The 19,936-nt window shown below is 65.5% G+C and carries 19 protein-coding genes; 9 read left to right on the top strand and 10 right to left on the bottom strand.

Annotated elements, in window-relative coordinates:
• Positions 1 to 11: 11 nt before the first annotated feature.
• Positions 12 to 698, top strand: a complete 687-nt coding sequence (locus G520_RS0101495) for a DsbA family protein (RefSeq protein ID WP_028534130.1) — start codon at positions 12 to 14, stop codon at positions 696 to 698.
• 1 nt (position 699) lies between these two features.
• Here G520_RS0101495 and G520_RS0101490 read toward each other — a convergent pair whose 3' ends face one another.
• The 6 genes from G520_RS0101490 to xdhA form a co-directional block, all read right to left on the bottom strand.
• Positions 700 to 1,206: an ureidoglycolate lyase gene (locus G520_RS0101490; protein WP_028534129.1), complete on the bottom strand. Its 507-nt coding sequence runs from the start codon at positions 1,204 to 1,206 to the stop codon at positions 700 to 702.
• Entirely contained in the window at positions 1,203 to 2,219 is a 1,017-nt protein-coding gene (alc, locus tag G520_RS0101485; RefSeq protein WP_028534128.1) for an allantoicase, read from the bottom strand. Before alc ends, G520_RS0101490 begins: the two co-directional genes overlap by 4 nt.
• A gap of 5 nt (positions 2,220 to 2,224) precedes the next feature.
• Positions 2,225 to 3,166 carry an allantoinase PuuE gene (puuE, locus tag G520_RS0101480; RefSeq protein WP_028534127.1) on the bottom strand — a complete coding sequence of 314 codons (942 nt, stop codon included), beginning with the start codon at positions 3,164 to 3,166 and terminating at the stop codon, positions 2,225 to 2,227.
• 179 nt (positions 3,167 to 3,345) lie between these two features.
• Positions 3,346 to 4,302, bottom strand: coding sequence for a xanthine dehydrogenase accessory protein XdhC (xdhC, locus tag G520_RS0101470; protein ID WP_028534126.1), 957 nt, complete (start codon positions 4,300 to 4,302; stop codon positions 3,346 to 3,348).
• 2 nt (positions 4,303 to 4,304) lie between these two features.
• Complete coding sequence (gene xdhB / locus G520_RS21065; protein WP_036664953.1) at positions 4,305 to 6,629, bottom strand: xanthine dehydrogenase molybdopterin binding subunit; 2,325 nt, start codon at positions 6,627 to 6,629, stop codon at positions 4,305 to 4,307.
• Positions 6,626 to 8,083, bottom strand: coding sequence for a xanthine dehydrogenase small subunit (gene xdhA, locus G520_RS0101460; RefSeq protein ID WP_028534125.1), 1,458 nt, complete (start codon positions 8,081 to 8,083; stop codon positions 6,626 to 6,628). Before xdhA ends, xdhB begins: the two co-directional genes overlap by 4 nt.
• 238 nt (positions 8,084 to 8,321) lie before the next feature.
• Here xdhA and G520_RS0101455 point away from each other — a divergent pair, with 238 nt between their 5' ends.
• Entirely contained in the window at positions 8,322 to 9,284 is a 963-nt protein-coding gene (locus G520_RS0101455) for a LysR family transcriptional regulator (RefSeq protein ID WP_211222730.1), read from the top strand.
• A gap of 60 nt (positions 9,285 to 9,344) precedes the next feature.
• Here G520_RS0101455 and uraD read toward each other — a convergent pair whose 3' ends face one another.
• Positions 9,345 to 9,854, bottom strand: a complete 510-nt coding sequence (gene uraD, locus G520_RS0101450; protein ID WP_028534123.1) for a 2-oxo-4-hydroxy-4-carboxy-5-ureidoimidazoline decarboxylase — start codon at positions 9,852 to 9,854, stop codon at positions 9,345 to 9,347.
• A gap of 200 nt (positions 9,855 to 10,054) precedes the next feature.
• On the opposite strand from uraD, the gene uraH reads away from it, so the two are divergent.
• From uraH to G520_RS0101420, 6 genes are all read left to right on the top strand, one after another.
• Entirely contained in the window at positions 10,055 to 10,402 is a 348-nt protein-coding gene (gene uraH, locus G520_RS0101445; RefSeq protein ID WP_028534122.1) for a hydroxyisourate hydrolase, read from the top strand.
• 1 nt (position 10,403) lies between these two features.
• Complete coding sequence (locus G520_RS0101440; protein WP_028534121.1) at positions 10,404 to 11,591, top strand: urate hydroxylase PuuD; 1,188 nt, start codon at positions 10,404 to 10,406, stop codon at positions 11,589 to 11,591.
• 357 nt (positions 11,592 to 11,948) lie between these two features.
• On the top strand, positions 11,949 to 13,226 hold the full coding sequence (locus G520_RS0101435; RefSeq protein WP_246542745.1) for an MFS transporter: 1,278 nt from the start codon (positions 11,949 to 11,951) through the stop codon (positions 13,224 to 13,226).
• A 38-nt stretch (positions 13,227 to 13,264) separates the two neighbouring features.
• Positions 13,265 to 14,221 (top strand): dihydrodipicolinate synthase family protein, encoded by a 957-nt coding sequence (locus G520_RS0101430; RefSeq protein WP_028534119.1) that lies wholly within the window; start codon positions 13,265 to 13,267, stop codon positions 14,219 to 14,221.
• An 87-nt stretch (positions 14,222 to 14,308) separates the two neighbouring features.
• Positions 14,309 to 15,406: a LacI family DNA-binding transcriptional regulator gene (locus G520_RS0101425; protein WP_084637401.1), complete on the top strand. Its 1,098-nt coding sequence runs from the start codon at positions 14,309 to 14,311 to the stop codon at positions 15,404 to 15,406.
• 114 nt (positions 15,407 to 15,520) lie between these two features.
• A complete protein-coding gene (locus G520_RS0101420) occupies positions 15,521 to 16,063 on the top strand; it encodes a TIGR00645 family protein (protein WP_036664950.1) in 543 nt (180 codons plus the stop codon).
• Positions 16,064 to 16,136: 73 nt separating this feature from the next.
• Here G520_RS0101420 and G520_RS0101415 read toward each other — a convergent pair whose 3' ends face one another.
• Positions 16,137 to 17,213 carry a BMP family ABC transporter substrate-binding protein gene (locus G520_RS0101415; protein ID WP_036664948.1) on the bottom strand — a complete coding sequence of 359 codons (1,077 nt, stop codon included), beginning with the start codon at positions 17,211 to 17,213 and terminating at the stop codon, positions 16,137 to 16,139.
• A gap of 207 nt (positions 17,214 to 17,420) precedes the next feature.
• On the opposite strand from G520_RS0101415, the gene G520_RS0101410 reads away from it, so the two are divergent.
• Positions 17,421 to 17,915: a nucleoside deaminase gene (locus tag G520_RS0101410; RefSeq protein ID WP_028534115.1), complete on the top strand. Its 495-nt coding sequence runs from the start codon at positions 17,421 to 17,423 to the stop codon at positions 17,913 to 17,915.
• 15 nt (positions 17,916 to 17,930) lie between these two features.
• Here G520_RS0101410 and G520_RS0101405 read toward each other — a convergent pair whose 3' ends face one another.
• Together G520_RS0101405 and G520_RS0101400 are read right to left on the bottom strand one after the other, a co-directional pair.
• On the bottom strand, positions 17,931 to 18,275 hold the full coding sequence (locus G520_RS0101405; protein WP_028534114.1) for a hypothetical protein: 345 nt from the start codon (positions 18,273 to 18,275) through the stop codon (positions 17,931 to 17,933).
• A gap of 150 nt (positions 18,276 to 18,425) precedes the next feature.
• Positions 18,426 to 19,877, bottom strand: a complete 1,452-nt coding sequence (locus tag G520_RS0101400) for a cobyric acid synthase (protein WP_028534113.1) — start codon at positions 19,875 to 19,877, stop codon at positions 18,426 to 18,428.
• Positions 19,878 to 19,936 lie beyond the last annotated feature (59 nt).

The following is a 19,936-nucleotide window of genomic DNA, read 5'->3' as shown; positions in this document are numbered from 1 at the left end:
CGGGACATTCGATGAAGACACGCTTGCTTCACTATATCTACGATCCGCTGTGCGGCTGGTGTTATGGCGCCGCGCCGCTGATACGCGCGGCAGCCTGCCGGCTGACCGTCGTCGCCCATGCCGGCGGCATGATGTGCGATGAAAACCGCCAGCCGGTGAGCCCCGCCCTGCGCGACTACGTGCTGCCGCACGACCGCCGCATCGAAAGCCTTACCGGCCAGCGCTTCGGCCGCGACTACACGGACGGTCTGCTGCGCGACCATGCCGCCGTATTCGATTCCGAGCCGCCCACCACCGCCATCCTGGCCGCCGAAGCGTTGGCCGGACAAGGACTGGCCATGCTGTCACGCTTGCAGATCGCACACTATGTCGAGGGCAGGCGTATCGCACAAAGCGGAGTGCTCTCCGAACTGGCCCGCGACATCGGCCTCGACGGCGAGGGTTTCGATGCGGCATTCGGGCAGGCGAGCGGCGCGCCGACCCGCGCGCATATCGGCGCGAGCCGCGCGCTGCTGGCCCGGGTCGGCGGCCGGGGTTTCCCGACACTGGCGCTGGAACGCGAGGGGCGCTTCGATCTCATCGATATCGGCCCCTGGCTCGGTCGGCCCGAAGCATGGGAAGCCTGGCTGGACAGCCCCGCCGCGAACGCAGACCGAAGCGGCGCCCCCGTCTGCGGGCCCGGGCACTGCGAAATCTGACTCACGGACTGGCGGTGATCCAGCGCGACTCCGGCAAGCGGATCTCGTCGCAATTGGGACCGGGGCCGCCGTAGTCGATCACCAGAAAATCGGACACGGCGTCCAGCGCGAGCAGCGGGTGATGCCAGACGCCTCGGGCGTAGTTCACCCCCTGGTTGCCTTGCGCGAGGAATACGCGCAACGAGGCCGGATCGATGCCGTCGCCGGCCGGCGCCACCGCCACCAGATAAGGACGGCCATCGAGCGGCATGAAAGCCTGGCTGCCTTTGGGGTGGCGCTCCAGCATGGTGAGCTCGAAGGGCAGCGGGCGCGGCTGGCCGCGAAACACGCTGACGACAGGATGCCCCTCGGCCGCCAGATCCACGCGCATCAGATCGTGATAGCGCTCGGTATTGCCGCCGTTGATACTGAAATGCCGGACCCCGTCGTCCGCCGCGATGACGTCGCCGAAGGGTGCGAAGGCCTCGCGCGTCAGCGGTTGCGCCCGCAGCCACACGCATTCGCTCATGGCGCGATCCGTCCCCAGATGCGCAGCCGCGAGACCCCGCCATCCGGAACGATGTTGAAACGCACATGCGTGACCGTGCCGAGGGCGGCCAGGCCGTCGTCGAAGCGGTGTTCGCGATCGGCCGCCAACGGGCGCTCCGGCAGCAGCAGCGGCCAGAACATGCTCTGCGTCACCAGCGACTGATCGGTTCCGCCCTCCACCCGCGCCGCCTGCAGCAGGCAGCGATCGGGGTAATTCCCCTTGAAATGCGCGGTATCGACCTCGATGAATTCGATGATTCCGGGCGCCCCGAGTTCGATGATGCACCAGTCGTTGCCAGGCTCGCGCCGACGCCGGGTCTCCCAGCCGTCCCCCATATCGACTCCGCGTCCCGGCAGCAATAAATTGGACGGCTGCCCGAAATGGGCATCGTTCCACGCCACCGCGCGTGCGCCGTTGCCGAGTGCCGCCAGATCGTACAAGGCGCCGGGTTCGTCGAAGACACCGACCGGCTGCCCATAGACGCGCAAGCGGGCCACACCGCCATCCGGGTAGATATTCACGCGCACATGCGTCCACACCCCTTCGCTGTCGATCGCGAGCAGATGATGGCGATTGCCCCCCAGGCTGCTGGCCGGCAACAGCGGCGTCCACTCGGCATGGCCCAGCACCTCGGCATCATCGCTCGGGCTCGCGCAGCCCTCGATCATGATCGCCGGGGCGAAATTGCCGGTGAAATGGCTGGTATCGATATCGAAACCCGCGATGCGCCCGCGTCGGCCGAGTTTGACGATGGCCCAATCGTGGCCGGTGCTGCGCTTGCGCCGTGTCTCCCAGCCATCCATCCACTTGCCGTTATCGTCGTATTTGCCCGGCACAAACACCGCCGGACGCGGATCGAGCATACGTTCCAGCGGGGCGAAAAATTCGTCGCTGGCGACGATGCCGCGCGCACCCAGACGGGGGTCGGCCAGGTTGACGGCGCGCTGTGCCCAGTCGGGCAGGTCGGCCGGCACGGAAATCAGTTCTGACATCTGCTTCATCCTTGTTGGTTTGCCGTCGCCGGGTGGCGTTCGTGCCAGTGGCGGGCGATATCGACACGCCGGCACACCCAGACGCGATCGTGATTTGCGACATGATCCATGAATCGTTGCAAGGCGCGCAGGCGCCCCGGCCGCCCCAGCAGCCGGCAGTGCATGCCCACACTCATCATCTTCGGGCTGTACTCGCCCTCCGCGTACAGGACATCGAAACTGTCGCGCAAATAGGTGAAAAAATCATCGCCGTGCGCAAAGCCCTGCGGCAGGGAAAAGCGCATATCGTTGACGTCGAGCGTATACGGCACGACCAGGCGCTGGACGGACTCGCCGTCGCTACGTTGCACCGGGGTCCAGAATGGCAGGTCGTCGCCATAATAATCGGAGTCGTACAGCAAGCCACCGTCGTCGGCGACCAGGCGCCGGGTGTTCGGGCTGTCGCGGCCGGTATACCAGCCCACTGGCCGCGTTCCGGTCATCTGTTCGATGATCTCCAGCCCCAGCCGCATATGCTCGCGCTCGGTCGCTTCGTCCACGGACTGATAGTGCAGCCAGCGCCAGCCGTGGCAGGCGATCTCGTGCCCCATCTCCCGGAAGGCGGCCGTCGCCTCGGGATTGCGCTGCAGAGCCATGCTGACACCGAATACGGTCAGCGGCCAGCCGCGGCGCTCGAACTCGCGCAGGATACGCCAGACGCCGACGCGAGAGCCATATTCGTAGATGGACTCCATGGACAGATGGCGGTCCGCAAAACTCGCGGGATTGAACATCTCGGACAGAAACTGCTCGGAACCCGCGTCGCCATGCAATACGGAGTTTTCACTGCCCTCTTCGTAGTTGAGTACAAACTGGACGGCGATCCTGGCGCCGCCCGGCCAGTCGGCCGACGGCGGATTCCGGCCGTAGCCGACCATATCGCGCGGGTAGGATTGTGACGGATGCATGTTCGCACTCCAGCAAAAAGACATCATGTGTTCAGCAACTGTCGTGCCAGCGCATCATGCCGCGCAAGCCGGGCCGCGGGCGGCCCGATGACCGTCCGGGTGATATCGGCCTCGTCGGCCAGGGCATGCTGCCGGGGCAACGCTCGGTGACGGGGCCCGTTCTGATCGCAGGGCCGGATTCATGCCTCCTCCCGCGTCGCGGCGGGTTCGCGCCTCAGCAGCAACTGTGCGGCGATGGCAATCGCGATGGATGCCGGGTCCTTGGCGTGAATGCCGGGCACGCCCACCGGGCAGATCATGTCCGTCGCATCCAGCCCGCGCTGAGCCAGGCGCCGGACAAAGGACGCGCGCTTGCTGCGAGAGCCTATCATCCCGAAATAGGCGAAATCTGCGCGCGCCAGAATGTGTTCGGCCAGGAGCAGGTCGAGATCGTGACGATGCGTCATCACCAGATACCAGGCCCCGCCCGGCGCGGCGGCGATACACTCTTCCGGCGCGTCGGTCGACTCGATCTTCACTCCGGCCGGCCAGGGATGCTCGAAGGCCGGCATCTGCTCGCGCGTGTCTATCCAGTGCAGCGGCCAGCCGGTCGGCGCCAGCACCCGCACCAGCGCTTCGCCGACATGGCCGGCGCCGAACAACAGCAAGGGCGCGGCCGCGGGCGGCAGAAACTGGCTGAAATGCCATTCCTCGCCAGCGATGAGCACGCCCGCATCCGCGGGGGCAGCCGTATCGTCTGTCGTCCATGCGCTTGCCCGTCCCCGGCTCACGCGCCGCACGCATCCGTGGCCGCTATCCAGCGCCGCCGCCAGCGGCAGCCAGTCGGCCAGCGCCGAGGCGCGGATACGCTCGTACACCAGCCAGACCACGCCGCCGCAGCACTGCCCGAGCCGAGCCGCCAGATTCTGTTTTTGCAGCTGCCGCGCCGGCCCGCCATCCAGCAGGGTGCGCGCAGTCTCCGCCGCCTCCCACTCCAGATGACCGCCGCCTATCGTGCCGACGATGTCACCGGCCCCCACCAGCATCGCGGCCCCCACTTCGCGCGGCACGGAGCCGTCGGTGCGGGCGACAGTGACCAGAACCAGGTCTTCGCCTCCTGCCAGCCGGGCCACCAGGGTCCGCCACAGAGCCGGCACGGCTATGCCCCTCCCAACGCGCGCAGCACCGATTCCGGAGTCGCCGGCGCCGCCAGCGCCGGCAGCGAGCCCGGGCCGAGCGCGCTCGCCGCCGCGTCGCGGATCGCAAAAAAGACAGACAGAGCCAGCATCAGCGGCGGCTCGCCCACCGCCTTCGAGCGGTAAATGGAATCCTCGACGTTCGCGTTATCGAACAGCGCGACGCGGAACACCGGCGGCACGTCATGCACCGCCGGAATTTTGTAGGTGGATGGAGCATGGCTCATCAGTTCGCCCGCACGGTTGCCATCCGGCCTCCGCCACACTTCTTCCGTCGTCAGCCAGCCCATGCCCTGGATAAACCCGCCCTCGATCTGCCCGATGTCGATGGCCGGATTCAGGGAGCGTCCGACGTCATGCAGAATATCCACCGCGAGCAGCCGCGTCTCCCCGGTCAGCGTATCCAGCGCCACCTCGCTCACCGCCGCGCCATAGGCGAAGTAAAAAAATGGACGCCCGAGGCGGGTGACCGGATCGTAATGAATCTTGGGCGTGCGATAGAAACCGTCGCTCCACAACTGGATGCGCGCCATATAGGCACGCGCGGCGACCTCGGAAAAACCGGCATCGTACCCCGGCGCGCGCACGCGCCCGCGCTCGAACACGACGTCTTGTGGCGCAACGCCGAGTTCGCCCGCCAGCCACTCGGCCAGCCGCCCGCGCACCGTCAGCGCGGCGGCCTGCGCCGCCTTGCCGTTGAGATCGGTGCCGCTGGAAGCGGCAGTGGCCGAGGTGTTCGGCACCCGGGTGGTATCCGTCGATGCGAGCCGGATGTCCGCCAGCGGGAGTCCGAAGGCATCGGCGACGACCTGGCGCACCTTGGTATGCAGCCCCTGCCCCATTTCGTTTCCGCCGTGGCTGAGCAACACCGTGCCGTCGGAATAGACATGGACCAGGGCACCGGCCTGGTTATACTGCACGGCGTTGAAGGAAATGCCGAATTTGACCGGCGTCAGGGCGATGCCCTTCTTCAGTATGGGGCTGTTTGCATTGAATTCGGCAATGGCCGCCCGTCGCTCGCGGTAGCGGCTGGAGACCTCCAGCTCGGCGACCAGCGCCGGCAGGATATTGTCCTCGACCTGCATCCGGTAAGGCGTCCTGTCGCGTCCCGCGGCGGGGTCGGGGTCGTAGAAATTGACCCTGCGCACGTCGAGCGGGTCGCGCCCCAGCCGCCGCGCCACATCATCGATCACGGCCTCGATCGCCATCAGGCCCTGCGGGCCGCCGAAGCCGCGAAACGCCGTATTCGATGCCGTGTGGGTCTTGCAGCGCAGATTGCGGACGGCGACGGCATCCAGATAGTAGGCATTGTCGACATGGCCGATCGCGCGGTCGTTGACCGGCCCGGACAGATCGGCGGAGAAGCCGCAATCGGACGCCAGTTCGAATTTCACCCCGGCCAGCCGGCCATCGTCGTCGAAACCGGCCTCCCAGCGCAGACGAAACGGATGACGCTTGCCGGTGAGCGCCATATCGTCGTCGCGGTCCAGCCGCATCTTGACCGGGCGCCCGGTACGCGTCGCCAGCAAGGCGGCCAGACACGCCCATTGCGCCGACTGCGTTTCCTTGCCGCCGAAGCCGCCCCCCATGCGTCGGCACTCTACGCTGACCTGATGTGCGCGCCAGCCTAACGCGTGTGCGACCAGATGCTGCATTTCGGTCGGGTGCTGGGTTGAACACCAGACGTGCACGCTGTCGTCCTCGCGCGGCAAGGCATAGCTGATCTGCCCTTCAAGGTAGAAATGCTCCTGCCCCCCGAGGCGGGTTTCGCCGTGCGCCCGATGGGCGGCGCCGGCAAGCGCCGCCTCGACGTCGCCACGCGCGAGATCGGCGGGCGGCAAAACCCATGACTCGGCGTCAATCGCCTGTTCCAGCGTCAGAATTGCCGGCAGCGGCTCGTAGTCGACGCGCGCGCGCCGTGCCGCGCGACGGGCCGCATCGTGCGTCTCGGCAGCGACCACGAATAGTGCCTGGCCGAAGAACTGGACGACGCCATCGGCCAGCAAGGGGTCATCCGGCAGAATCGGCCCCCCGTTATTGGCGCCGGGGATATCGGCGGCCGTCATGACCGCGACCACCCCTGGCGCGGCGCGGACCGCATCCAGGTCCAGCCGCCTTATCCGCCCATGGGCGCACTCGGCCATGCCGACGGCGGCATGCAGGGTGCCGGCCAATTCGGCCATATCGTCGACAAAGGTCGCGCGTCCGCTGACATGCAAGTGCGCGCTTTCATGCGGCAGCGGCTTGCCGACGAGCGCGGCCGGCGTCTCGTTCTTCAATGCATTCATGGCGTGGCCTCCAGCGCTTCGATGGAAACCGGCAGCGCGGTACCGATTTCGAGCCAGAACCGTCTCAGCAGATTCGCCGCCACCGTCAACCTGTAGTCGGCGCTCGCCCGCACATCGGACAGCGGGGTGAAATCGGCGGCGACAGCCGCAGCGGCGGCCTCGAAACTCGCGGCGCAGAACGGCGCGCCGATCAACGCGGCCTCGGCACTGGCTGCGCGCCGTGGCACCGCCGCCATGCCGCCGAAGCCCAGCCGCGCCGTGCGAATCGTCCCATCCGTCACGGTCAGTCCGAAGCCGGCGCAGACAGCGGAAATATCCTGGTCAAAACGCTTGGAGACCTTGTAGATCGCAAAATGCCGTCCGGCTTCGGGCGATGGCAAAGGGATGCGCACACGGCACAGGATCTCGTCCGGGGCAAGCGCGGTACGCTGATAGGCAAGATAGAAATCCTCCAGCGCCAGTTCGCGCTCGCCGCCGACGGAAGCCAGTACGACGGTGGCCCCGGCAGCGATCAAGGGGGGCATGCTGTCGCCGATGGGAGAGCCGTTGGCGACGTTCCCCCCCAGCGTGCCTGCGTTGCGTACCGGGCCGGAGGCAAAGCGGCGCCTCAACCCGTCCCAGGCCGGATGCAGCAGGGCCAGTTCTTCGAAGGCGCGCTCAAGCGGGACGGCGGCGCCGATTTCGAGCCAGGCCCCGTCGTTGGACACGGTTCTCAACTCGGCAACGCCGCCGACGAAAATCACCTCTCCCGGATCGCGCAACTGCTTGGTCACCCACAGGCCGACGTCGGTCGCGCCGGCCACCAGCCTGGCTTGCGGCGCGCGTGCGCGCCGCTCGAGCAGATCGGCCAGCGTCCTCGGGGCCGCGTAACGGGCGTCGCCCTCCCTCCCCTCCAGCACCGGCAGTTCACGCAGGGCCTCGAGCGCCGCCGCGATCGGGCCGCGCTGAAGCTCGACTCGCGGCGAGGCATAGGCTGCCCGCGCCGCGTCCATGATGGGGCGATAGCCGGTGCAACGGCACAGATTGCCGGAGAGCGTGTCTTGCATCGCCTCCTGCGATGGGCAGTGCGGGTGGTTCTCGTACATCGCCCACAGCGACATCACGAAACCCGGCGTGCAAAACCCGCACTGCGAGCCGTGGCAATCGACCATCGCCTGCTGGACCGGGTGCAGAACGCCGCCCGCGGCCAGGTCCTCCACGGTGAACAGGGCCTTTCCATCGAGCGAGGGCAGAAAGCGGATGCACGCGTTGACGGCCGCCAGTTCGAGCCTGTCGCCCACGCGCTCGCCGATCACCACGGTGCAGGCGCCGCAGTCGCCTTCGCCACAGCCTTCCTTGGTGCCGACGGCGCCGATGTCTTCGCGCAGATACTGCAATACCGTGCGCGTAGGCGAACTCACCGTCAGTGTGCGCACGGCGCCGCGAAAGTAAAACTGAATCTGGTTTCGTGTCATGGCTACGCTTCCGGTCCGAATGAGAATGGGGCGCGCCCCAAAAGCGGGCATCCGCCGCCCCGGGCGGTGGCGCCCGGCGGCGGTTTTACGCTGTCATTGTGGAATTTAGCCCAGCGCGGCCCGTCGCGACTATCCGTATTCACAGTATAAAGTTTATCGGCCGGAGGCAATGGCGGCGGCGGAGCTTGGAACGGGAATTGCTTTCCCTGAAAATACCGACAGCTACGGAGCACTGACAATGAAAATGTCCTACTCGTGGGAATCAATCGACGTGCACCTGTTGCAGATTCTGCGCGCCCTGCTCACCGAATGTAGCGTATCCAACGCCGCGCGCCGGCTCAATCTGTCGCAACCGGCGGTCAGCACGGCCCTGCGTCGCCTGCGCGACATCACGGGCGATCCCCTGCTGGTGCGCAGCCGCAACGGCATGACGCCGACCGAGCGCGCAACAGCGCTGCTCGAGCCGGTCAAGATCGCCTTGCAGCAGATCGAGACCATCGCCATCCAGCAAATCCGCTTCAATCCGGCGCAAACCAGGCGCGTTTTCAATATCGCGACCCCCGACTATCTCAACGCCTCCTTGCTCAGCCATCTGGTCGGCCGCTTGCGCCAGATCGCGCCGCTGTCGCAAATCGCCATCCATTCGCTGGGACCGAATTTCGACGCGGTAGGGGCACTGGAAAACGGCGAACTCGACGTGGTGGTCGGCAATTGGCCGCAGCCGCCCGAACAGTTGCGCATGATGCCGCTGTTCGAGGACGACGTCGTCTGCCTGATGCGTGCGGGGCACCCGCTGGCCGAGCGGGTGATGGATGTCGAAACCTATCTGGCGGCCGATCATGTGCTGCCCAGCCCCTATTCGGTCGGCCAGCGCGGCGTGATCGATCTGCACCTGGCGCGCGAGCGCCTCAAACGCAATGTCGCCGCCTATGTACCCTACTTCAATATGGTGCCCTACCTGCTGGCGCAGAGCGACATGATCTTTTCCGGGCCGCGCCATTTCGCAGAGTACTTCTGCCAGCACATGCCCCTGATCGTGCGCGAGGTACCGGTCGCCTATCCGCCGATGAATTTCTATCTGTTGTGGCACGACCGCACGCACACGGCCGAAGAGTGCCGCTGGTTGCGCGACCAGATTGTCGCGATGGCGCGCAGTCCGGTGTGGCGGGCAACGAAGCCCCCGCTCGCCAGCGTGGCCTGAGCAGGACGCCGAGACGACAGACGACACAGGCCCGCCATCCCTGCGGCGAAGCGGCTCCGGTCAAGCCAGCCGGTCCAGCAGTCTCCAGCGAGCGATGCGGGCGACCTCGGCCAGCGCGGTGGCGAGTGCCACGTCCGGCGCATCGTCAAGCCGCGCGCGCAGGCTGGCAATGATGTCCTGGCGACTCAGTCCGCGCACGGCGATCACGAAAGGAAACCCGAAGCGCTCGCGGTAGGCGGCATTCAACTGCTGCAAATCGGCAAACTCGTCGGGCGAGCACTGGTCGAGCCCGGCCCCGTGCTGTTCGCGGTTCGATTCCGCAGTCAGCTCGCCGCGCACGGCGGCCTTGCCGGCCAACTCGGGGTGGGCGCACAGCAGTTGCAGCTGCTGCGCGCGTCCGGCGCCATACATCGCCTGCTCCAGTGCATGCGACAAGGCCGCGCTATCGGCGAAAGGCCGCCATGCCCAGGCGGCGGCGGCCACCCACGGCGAATGCTCGAACACGCCGTCCAGCACCGCCACGAACCCGTCGCGCGGCATGACGGACAATTCGGCCAAGGTATACTTCATCGCTGCCTCCTGTGAATAGCCTGCTGTCTGCAGCATACGAAGTCCGCCGCGAAGCCTACAAGTGCGATTCCGTTATAAAGATGTTGCCATTATTCGCGGGCGCCCCGCGTTATCCACGGCGAGCTATACCAGTTATTCATACGGATCGGCGGAGCTGACTTTATACTTTTTTCATCCTCCATCACCGCAGCGGCACCGCCATGAGCCAACTCTCGATCCATGTTCTCGACACCGCCAATGGCGTCCCCGCCGCCGGCATGGCCTACTGCCTGCTCCGAGCCGGCGAGGAATGGCCGGTGGCGCAAGGCGTCACCACCCTCGACGGCAGGGCCGATGCCCCCCTGCTGGCGGGCGATGCGTTCCGCGCCGGCGTATACGAGTTGAGCTTCGAAGTGGCCGCCTACTTTCGCGCACGCGGCGTCGATCTGCCCGAGCCGCCCTTTCTCGATCGGGTGACCTTGCGCTTCGGCGTGGCCGATGCCGGATCGCGCTACCATATCCCGCTCCTGGTTTCGCCGTGGAGCTATTCGACCTACCGGGGGAGCTGAGATGGACAGCGCCTATCTGATCGAATGCGCAGGCCTGCTGCTGCGCTGGCTGCACCTGATCGTCGGAATCGCCTGGATCGGCGCCTCGTTTTACTTCATCTGGCTCGACGACAGCCTCAAGGAGCCGACCGATCCCGGACTGATAGAGAAAGGCGTCGGCGGCGAGCTGTGGGCCGTGCACGGCGGCGGATTTTACAATCCGCAGAAGTACCGCGCGGCCCCGCAAACGCTGCCGCAGGAGCTGCACTGGTTCAAGTGGGAAGCCTACTCCACCTGGATCACCGGCTTGCTGCTGGTCTCCACCCTTTATTACGTGCAGGCCGGCAGCTATATGATCGCGCCGGACAAAGCGTTGCAAAATCCGGCCGCGGCCGTTGGCACCGGTATCGCGACACTGGTCGGCGGCTGGCTGGTCTACGACGTGCTGTGCCGCCTCTTGTTCAAACGCAGCCCCCTGCTGTTCGGTCTCGTCTACGGCGCCTTCGTGATCGCGATGGCGGCCCTGCTCGATCACCTGCTGGCCGGCCGCGCCGCCTTCTTGCACATCGGCGCGATGCTGGGTACCACCATGGTCGCCAATGTCTTTTTCTGGATCATTCCCGGCCAGAAAAAAATGGTCGATGCCATGCGCCGCGGCGAGCGGCCAGACCCGATTCATGGACTGCGCGGCAAGCAGCGCAGCGTGCATAACAACTATCTGACGCTGCCGGTGCTGTTCGCCATGATCAGCAATCATTACGCGTTCACCTATAACGCACCGCATGCCTGGCTGGTGCTGGCGCTGATCATGATCGCGGCGGTACTGATCCGCCACTTCTTCAATCTGCGCCATAAAGGCGTCTACGTCTGGTCCTACCCGGCTGCCGGCGCGGCGATTTTGCTTGCCACGCTGGTCTGGATCGCGCCGGCGCCGCTCGCAGGGACGGCCGCCGGCAAGGCGCCGAGCCTGCTGCAAGTGCGCACGGTGTTCGATGCGCGCTGCATTGCCTGTCATTCGGCCCATCCCACGCTGGTGGCGGCCGCCCCCAATGGAGTCCGGCTCGACAGCGATGCCGCCATCCGTGCCGCGGCGCCGCGCATCTACCAACAGGTGGTGCAGCTGAAAGCCATGCCGCTCGGCAATGTCACCCACATCAGCGACGATGAGCGCGACCTCGTCGCCCGCTGGTACCGCGGCGGCGCCCAGTAAACCGGGGGGGCGGCCCCGCCGAAGCCGCCCCCGTGCGCCCGCATTGCCATCCGCGCAACACCCCACCGCCCCGACCACCGTTATTTCTTGCATGTTCCACCCCGTCAGCCTAAAAATGTAATCGCTTACATAGCCAAAGCGGGAATGCGCTCTTGCGCGGATTTCCGCCGTGGCGACAAGCGGGCGCCTACGGGCGACCCGCAGTAAGGAATCGCGCCGCCCGCTCAACGCTCGCGGTCGGGCGCGAGCCGTCGGGCAAGTGCCCGGCCGCGTCACCGAAGTCCAAACAGAGAGACAGAGGCAATGATCATGGATGGAACCCCCCGCGCTGTTACAAGCCCGCCGAGAATCCGTCGTATGCAGACGCTCGCACTGAGCCTGCTGATGCTGGGCGGCATCGTCAACTACCTGGACCGGGGCGCTCTGGCCGTCGCGAACCAGGCTATCCGTAGCGACCTCGGGCTGTCGCTCGGGCAGATGGGCCTGTTGTTATCGGCCTTCTCGTGGAGCTATGCCCTGTTTCAGCTGCCGGTCGGCGCGCTGGTCGACCGTTTCGGTCCGCGCAAATTGCTGGGGACCGGGCTGGTTCTGTGGTCGCTCGCACAGCTGGCCGGCGGCCTCGTTTCGACGTTCGGTTATTTCATCCTCGCCCGCATCGTACTCGGCATCGGCGAGGCGCCTCAGTTTCCCTCTGCCGCCCGCGTGGTCAGCGACTGGTTTCCGCTGCGCTCGCGCGGCGTTCCGACCGGGATCTTCAATTCGGCATCGCCGCTGGGAACCGCGCTGGCCCCCCTGTGCCTGTCCATCGTGGTGGTGTCATTCGGCTGGCGCTACGCCTTCTTCGTGACAGGCGGGCTCGGACTGGTGGTCGCCGCCATCTGGTTCGCGCTATACCGCGACCCGGTCGCGACAGCGATGAGTGCGCAAGAGCGCAACTACCTGGACGAGGGCAAGGTCGAACCGCAGCACAGCGCTGGCAAGCTGACATTTTCAGACTGGCGCCGCCTGTTCGCGCATCGCACCACCTGGGGCATGCTGATCGGCTATTTCGGCTCGGTCTATCTGAACTGGGTTTATCTCACGTGGCTGCCCAGCTATCTCACACTGGAGCGGCACATGAGCCTGCTGCACACGGGTTTCGCGGCCGCGCTACCCTTTTTCTGCGGCTTTATCGGCTCCCTCGTCGCCGGCTGGTTTTCCGACACCATCACCCGGGGCGGCAACGAGCCGGTGACGAGCCGCCGCCGCGCGGTCGTCATCGCGATGCTGGGCATGGTGGCCTTTACCATCCCGGCGGCGCTGGTCGAGAGCAATGCCGTGGCACTGGCCTGCATCTCGGTCGTCATCTTCCTTGCCAACGCCGCATCGGCATCGTCGTGGGCGCTGGCCACCGCCGCCGCGCCGCCCAGCCGGGTGGCCTCGCTGGGCTCGATCCAGAATTTCGGCGGCTTTCTCGGCGGAGCGCTTGCTCCCATCCTGACCGGATTCATCGCGCAGGCCTGGTCCTTCGTTCCGGCGCTGCTAACCGCCGCCGCCATCGCCTTCGTCGGCGCCATGAGTTATCTGCTGCTGGTCCGCAAACCGATCCCGGAGCAAGCGTCCATGCCGTTACCGCACGCGACGCGGTCCGTTTGACGCCCCCTCAACCCGACACTTTCACCGAGAACACAGACATGGTCCAAACCTCACGTTTCAGCACCGTAGTCGAAGGCATTGTCCCGGTCATGCTGACCCCGTTCGACGAATCCGGCGCGATCGACTACTCCGGCCTCGAACGCCTGATCGAATGGTATATCGCGCACGGCGCCGACGCGCTGTTCGCTGTCGCGCAATCGAGCGAGATGCAATACCTCTCGCTGGACGAACGCGCCGCGCTCGGCCGTTTCGTGGTCGAAAAAGCGGCCGGCCGGGTACCGGTAGTCGTCTCCGGCCACATCAGCGACGACATCGGAGCCCAAGTCGAAGAATTGCAGGCCGCGGTCGAAACAGGTGCCCAGGGGGTGGTCATCGTGACCAACCATCTCGACCCGCAGCGCCAGGGGCGCGCCGCCCTGACCGCCAATCTGGAACACCTGCTGGCCCGGCTGCCGTCCTCGCTGCCGCTCGGCTTGTATGAATGCCCGGCCCCCTATCGCCGCCTGCTCGACGACGACGAGCTGGCGTTCTGCATCGCAAGCGAACGCTTCATCATGCTCAAGGATGTCAGCTGCGACCTGGAAACGGTCAAGCGCCGCGTCAAACTGGCACAAGGGTCCGCGCTCAAGATCCTCAACGCGAACGCCGCCATCGCCTGGGATGCGATGAAGGCCGGCTCGGCCGGTTTCAACGGCGTATTCACCAATTTTCATCCCGACCTGTATCAATGGCTGCGCCTGCGCAGCGACGCCGATCCGGCGCTGGCGGAAGAACTGGCCACCTTCCTGGTGCTCAGCGCCGTATCGGAGGCGCTCGGCTACCCGGCGCTGGCCAAGCTCTATCACCAGCGCATCGGCACCTTCGACTCGATCCGCTGCCGCGTCATCGACTATGATATCCGCGAACGTTACTGGGCACTGGATGCCGTTCTCGACAAAATCGTGCAGGGAACCGAGCATTTTCGCGCCCGTATCGCAGCGCTGCCAGGGCGCTGAACGCGAACGACCGCAGCCGGGCGGCGACGAAGGCCGCCTGCGCGGGTTAAGATGCGTGTTCTTGTTCCGACATCCGCGAAAGTTACGATGCCAAGCTCGACCAAGCCCACGCCCCCCTCCCCGCGCGCCGCGCAATCGCGTGCGCGCCGGGGGACAGGCCGTGCGGTACTGGACGATGTGGCCCGGCTCGCCGGCGTCTCGACCGCAACGGTCTCGCGTGCATTCAACGAACCCGACAAGGTTTCGCCTGCCGTGCGCGAACGCGTGCAGCAGGCCGCGCTGGCGCTCGACTGGCTGCCCAACGCCGCGGGCCGCGCGCTGGCTTCGACTCGAAGCCATATCGCCGGCACCATCATTCCAACCCTGGACGACCAGGTTTTCGCCTCCCTGGTCAGCGGCACGCAATCCGTCTTCGCCGCACGCGGCATCACCTTGTTCCTTGGCTGCTCCAACTACGATCCGGCCCAGGCGCTGACCCAGGTCAGGGTCATGCTGGAGCGCGGCGTCGAAGCCATGACCATCGTGGGAGAAGCGCATCCGCCCGAGCTGTTCGAAGCACTGACCCGCTACCGCGTACCCTATGTTGTCGTCTACTCCTACCGTGCAGAAAGCCCGCACCCCTGCATCGGTTTCGATAATCGCGCCGCTTTCGCCAGCCTGACCGACTACCTGATCGCACAAGGCCACCGCACGTTTGCCGTCGTCATGCAGCCGGCGCGCGACAACGACAGGGTCCAGGCGCGTCTGGATGGCATACGCGACGCGCTGGCCGGCCACGGCCTCGCACTGCTGCCGCAGCACCTGCACGAGGGCGAATCGGGCATGGCCTTCGGCCGGCGCAGCCTGCGCGCGCTCTGGCAGGCGCCGGGTCCGCGGCCCAGCGCCATTCTATGCGGCAACGACCAGCTAGCCTTCGGCGTTTTGCGCGAAGCGGCCGAGCTCGGAATCGACATTCCGGGCCAACTGTCGGTTGCCGGCTTCGACGATGTCGCCATGGCACGCGAGATCACGCCGGCACTGACGACGATGCGTGTGGACACGCACGAGATCGGCCGCCTCTCGGCCCTGCATCTGCTGGAAATACTGGATGGTGCCGCGGCGGCGCCGGGTCGCCGGGTCGAGGCCAGGCTCTGCCCGCGCGCATCGACCGGACCCGCGCCGGCAATGGACTCGACAAGGCGGTAGCCGACAGCCCGCCGACTCGCCCCTGTCGGGAACATCGGCCGCCATGCGCGGTCTTATCCGCTCGTTGATTTTCCGCTATTTCACGCGACGCCGCGTACCTTGCAAAGGCCCACTATGGAACACCCGTCCCGTTCGTCGAACCCGCGCATCGAGCACCGGAAATCCCGTTTGGGAAATTTGATTTTTCTAAGCCGATGGCTACAGCTGCCGATCTATCTGGGGCTGATCGTGGTACAGGGCGTTTATGCCTACAAATTCCTGCACGCACTATGGGAAATGATGAGCCATTTGCCATCGCTCACCGAGACCGAAATCATGCTATCCGTCCTCGGTCTGATCGATGTGGCGATGATAGCCAACCTGCTGCTCATGGTCACGGTCGGTGGCTATGAAACCTTCGTCTCCCGGCTGCGCATAGACGAACACCCGGATCAGCCGGAATGGCTGGACCACGTGAATGCCTCGGTGCTCAAGGTCAAGCTGTCCATGGCCATCATCAGCATTTCGTCCATCCATCTACTGCAGACTTTCATCAATGTCGGCGATTTGCCCGAGCATACGGTCAAATGGCAGTTGCTGCTGCATCTGGCCTTTTTGCTGTCGGCCATGGCCATCGCCTACACCGACCGGCTGCTGACTCAGGCACACCGCGCCTGAGAGGCAGACGCAAAAAAACCGCCGGCAACGGCGGTTTGACACCGGCGCGCCTTCCCGGCGGGAAGGCGTCCGGTCATTTCGGGATATCGCTGGCCACGCCCTGCACGTAGAAATTCATCTTGCTCAAGTCGGCGTCGGAGTAAACCTTGCCGGCGGCGACAAAGACCTTGCCGCCCTGATCCTTGACCGGCCCGGCGAACGGATGCAGCTTGCCGCTGCGCAAACCGTCGCGGCGGGCGAGAACCAGCGCCTTGACATCGGCTGGCACCAGGGGGCTGAAGTGGCCGATATCGAGCGCACCTTGCTTGACGCCCCACCAGATATGGGCGGGCTTCCAGGTTCCGGCCTTGATCTCGGCAACGGCCGAGGTGTAGATCGGTGCCCAGTTCAGTTCGGAGGCCGCCAATTGCGCGTCGCCGCCGAATTTACTCATGTCCGAATCCCAGCCGAAAGCCAGCGCGCCTTTTTCCTTGGCCGCCTGCACCACGGCCGGCGAGTCGGTATTCTGCATCAGGACGTCAGCCCCCTGCGACAACAGACTGAGTGCGGCTTCGCGTTCCTTGCCCGGGTCGAACCAGCTGTTGACCCATACCACACGGGTCTGGGTGGACGGGTTCACACTGCGTGCCCCCAGGGTAAAGGCATTGATGTTGCGGATCACCTCGGGGATGGGGATGGATCCGACCACGCCGAGCTTGCCGGATTTGCTCATCTTGCCGGCCAGCACGCCGAGCAGATAGGCCCCTTCATAGGTGCGGACATCGTAGACCCCGAGATTGGGGGCCGTCTTGTAGCCGGTGGCATGCATGAAAACGGTTTTCGGGAAGGCGCGGGCCACCTTCTCCATCTGATTCATGTAACCGAAGGAGGTGCCGTAGATGACCTTGTATCCCTTCTGTGCAAGATCGCGGAACACCCGCTCCGAATCGGCGGTTTCCGGGACATTTTCGACAAAGGTGGTCTGTACCGCGCTGCCATAACGGGCTTCCAGCGCCTTGCGCCCCTGATCGTGCGAATAGGTCCAGCCGTGGTCGCCGGTCGGACCGATATAGACGAAGGCCGCCTTCAGCGGCTCGGCGGCCTGGGCCGCGAGCGAGAACATCATGCCCGCCGCGAGACAGGACAGCAGTTTGCTGCGAATTCCGAACATGCTCGACTCCTTGAATGACTGGACGGCGTAAACAGAAGCGCCCGCTACCCGCAGACGATCCGCATTGAACGACACGAGTGAGTCTAGCAGTCCACCCCGGCGCAACCCATCAGTTGCAATTTATGTTCAGTATTCGCTTTTCGATAGATACGGACCCGGCACCAGCCCGCATACTGAGAGCTGCCCGACCTCGAGGAGTCCACCGCCGTGACAACCCTATCGCCCGAAGACACGCACTTTCTGCAAATTGTCATACGGATGTCGCTGGAGGCGAGGCAAGCGGGAAAACATCCGTTCGCCGCCATTGTCGTCGACGCCTCGGGCGTGCTTCTGGCACAAGCGATCAATGATGCGCTGCCGCCCGACGGCGATCCGACCCGCCACGCGGAGTTGATCGCAGCCGGCCGGGCGACCCACGCCGCCGCACGGGAGCAGCTGGCCGACGCGACCCTGTACACCAGCGCCGAACCCTGCGCCATGTGTGCCGGGGCGATTTACTGGTGCGGCATAGGCCGCGTGGTCTACGCCCTGTCCGAAACCCGCTTGCTGACGCTGACCGGCAATCATCCGGAAAATCCGACCCTGGCCCTTCCCTGCCGCGACGTATTCGCGCGCGGACAAAGAAGGATCGCGGTTGCGGGTCCGGCACTCGAAGACGATGCCGCCGCCGCCCACCACGGATTCTGGAGTGCGCCCCGGTGAGCGGCGCCGCGGCAGTCATGGCCGACTGACCTCGCTGGCATATGAGATCACCCAGCGGTCGATGGCTTCGCGTTCGGCCATACTCAGGCTGTCGTCATCCGTCGGCGCCATGTTCTGCCCGCGCACCGCGCGGCAGGGTTCGGCAGTCGCGCTCCGCGGGCAGCGGGTCATCGCCTCCGGCCGCTCCAACGCGCGTTCCATACCGGAGCGGTAGGCCGTGCCGGAAACATACAGCGCGAGCAGCAGCCACCCCAGCCTGCGTCCCCAGGGGGGGCAGCCCCCGCCCCGGCAGTATCCGGCCAGCCACTGCCGCTGGCAACGTGCCGCGTGCATGCATCGCAATACCGCATTTTTCAGCATAAGGACGTCCTCCGCCATGGCTAGACACGCGGAACGCCCCCATGCCTGTGGCGAGCCGTCCGCTCACTAAGCATAAGAAATACTTTAATCTGTTTTTATATTTTGTTTATATATATTGATTCGGAATATTACGACTTTGTCCCGACCCGCTCAGGGCAGGCAGGCGGCGATGGATTCGAGATGCAGATGCTGCTCCAGCATATCGGCCAGTCGCTCGATATCCTGCTCACGCAGCGCCGGGTAGTCGAAGAAAGCCGGTGCCGACAGGCCGGCCCAGGCCAGCAACGCGCGGCAGGCCTCCGGATGATCGAACAGACCGTGCAAATAACTGCCGAGGATCTGACCATCCTCCGACAGCGCGCCGTCATGCCCGTCGACGAGTGCGACGGCCGGGCGCGCGAGGGCGGGGCCGCGCGACACGCCCATATGGATCTCGTAGCCGCTGACTTCGGCCGCGTCCAGTGCCAGCCGTCCCGTCACGCGGGTCAGCCGCTTGGCGGGGGTCAATTCGGTTTCCATGTCGAGCAGCCCCAGTCCGGCGCTGCTGCCGGAGGCGCTCTCCAGACCGAGCGGATCGTGCAACTGTCGTCCCAGCATCTGGAAACCGCCGCAGATGCCGATGACTTTCCCGCCGTAGCGCAAATGGCGGGCAAGGACCGCCTCCCAGCCGTTCGCACGCAAGAAGTCGAGGTCGCGACGCACATTTTTACTGCCCGGCAGCACAATCAGATCGGACGCGGGAATCGGCTGCCCGGGTCCGACCAGGGTCAGCTCGACTTGCGGATGCAAGCGCAGCGCATCGAAATCGGTATGATTGCTGATGCGCGGAAACACCGGCGCCACCACCCGCAATCGCGCCGCGTCCGCGAGCCGCTGCTCGCGGTTGAGGCTGTCTTCGGCTTCGATATGCAAGCCCTGCAGATAGGGCAGCACGCCCAACACCGGCTTTCCGGTTTCCCGCTCCAGCCAGTCCAGTCCCGATTGCAGCAGGCCGATGTCGCCGCGAAAGCGATTGATGACGAAGCCGACGACCCGCCGCCGCTCCGACTCGCTGAGCAAGGCCAATGTGCCGACCAGATGCGCAAACACCCCGCCGCGGTCGATATCGGCCACCAGGATCACCGGACAGTCGACCGCTTCGGCGAAGCCCATATTGGCGATGTCGCCGGCGCGCAGATTGATTTCCGCCGGACTTCCGGCGCCCTCCACGACCACGCAGTCGTACCGTTCGGCCAGCCGGCCGTGCGAGGCGAGCACCGCACGCATCGCCTCCGGCTTGTAATCGTGATAGACACCGGCATCCATATTGCCGATGGCCCGCCCCTGGATGATGACTTGTGCGCCGATATCGCTATTTGGCTTGAGCAGAACGGGGTTCATATCGCTGTGCGCCTCCAGGCCGCAGGCCAGCGCCTGCACGGCCTGCGAACGCCCGATCTCGCCGCCGTCGACAGTGACGGCGCTGTTGAGCGCCATATTCTGCGGCTTGAACGGGGCGACGTGCACGCCGCGGCGGGCCAGCAGGCGGCATAGCCCGGTCGCCAGCGTGCTCTTGCCGGCATCCGAAGTCGTGCCCTGGATCATGATGGTTTTGGCTGTCATGCTTACGCTCCAAACTTGCGATCGGCGGCTTTATAATGCCGTTCCGGCCGAACGGCGCG

The sequence above is a fragment of the Paludibacterium yongneupense DSM 18731 genome (genome assembly GCF_000422925.1).
Lineage (GTDB): Bacteria > Pseudomonadota > Gammaproteobacteria > Burkholderiales > Chromobacteriaceae > Paludibacterium > Paludibacterium yongneupense.
Note: the sequence above shows the minus strand (reverse complement) of the source record. Positions and strands in the feature narration are given on the sequence as shown.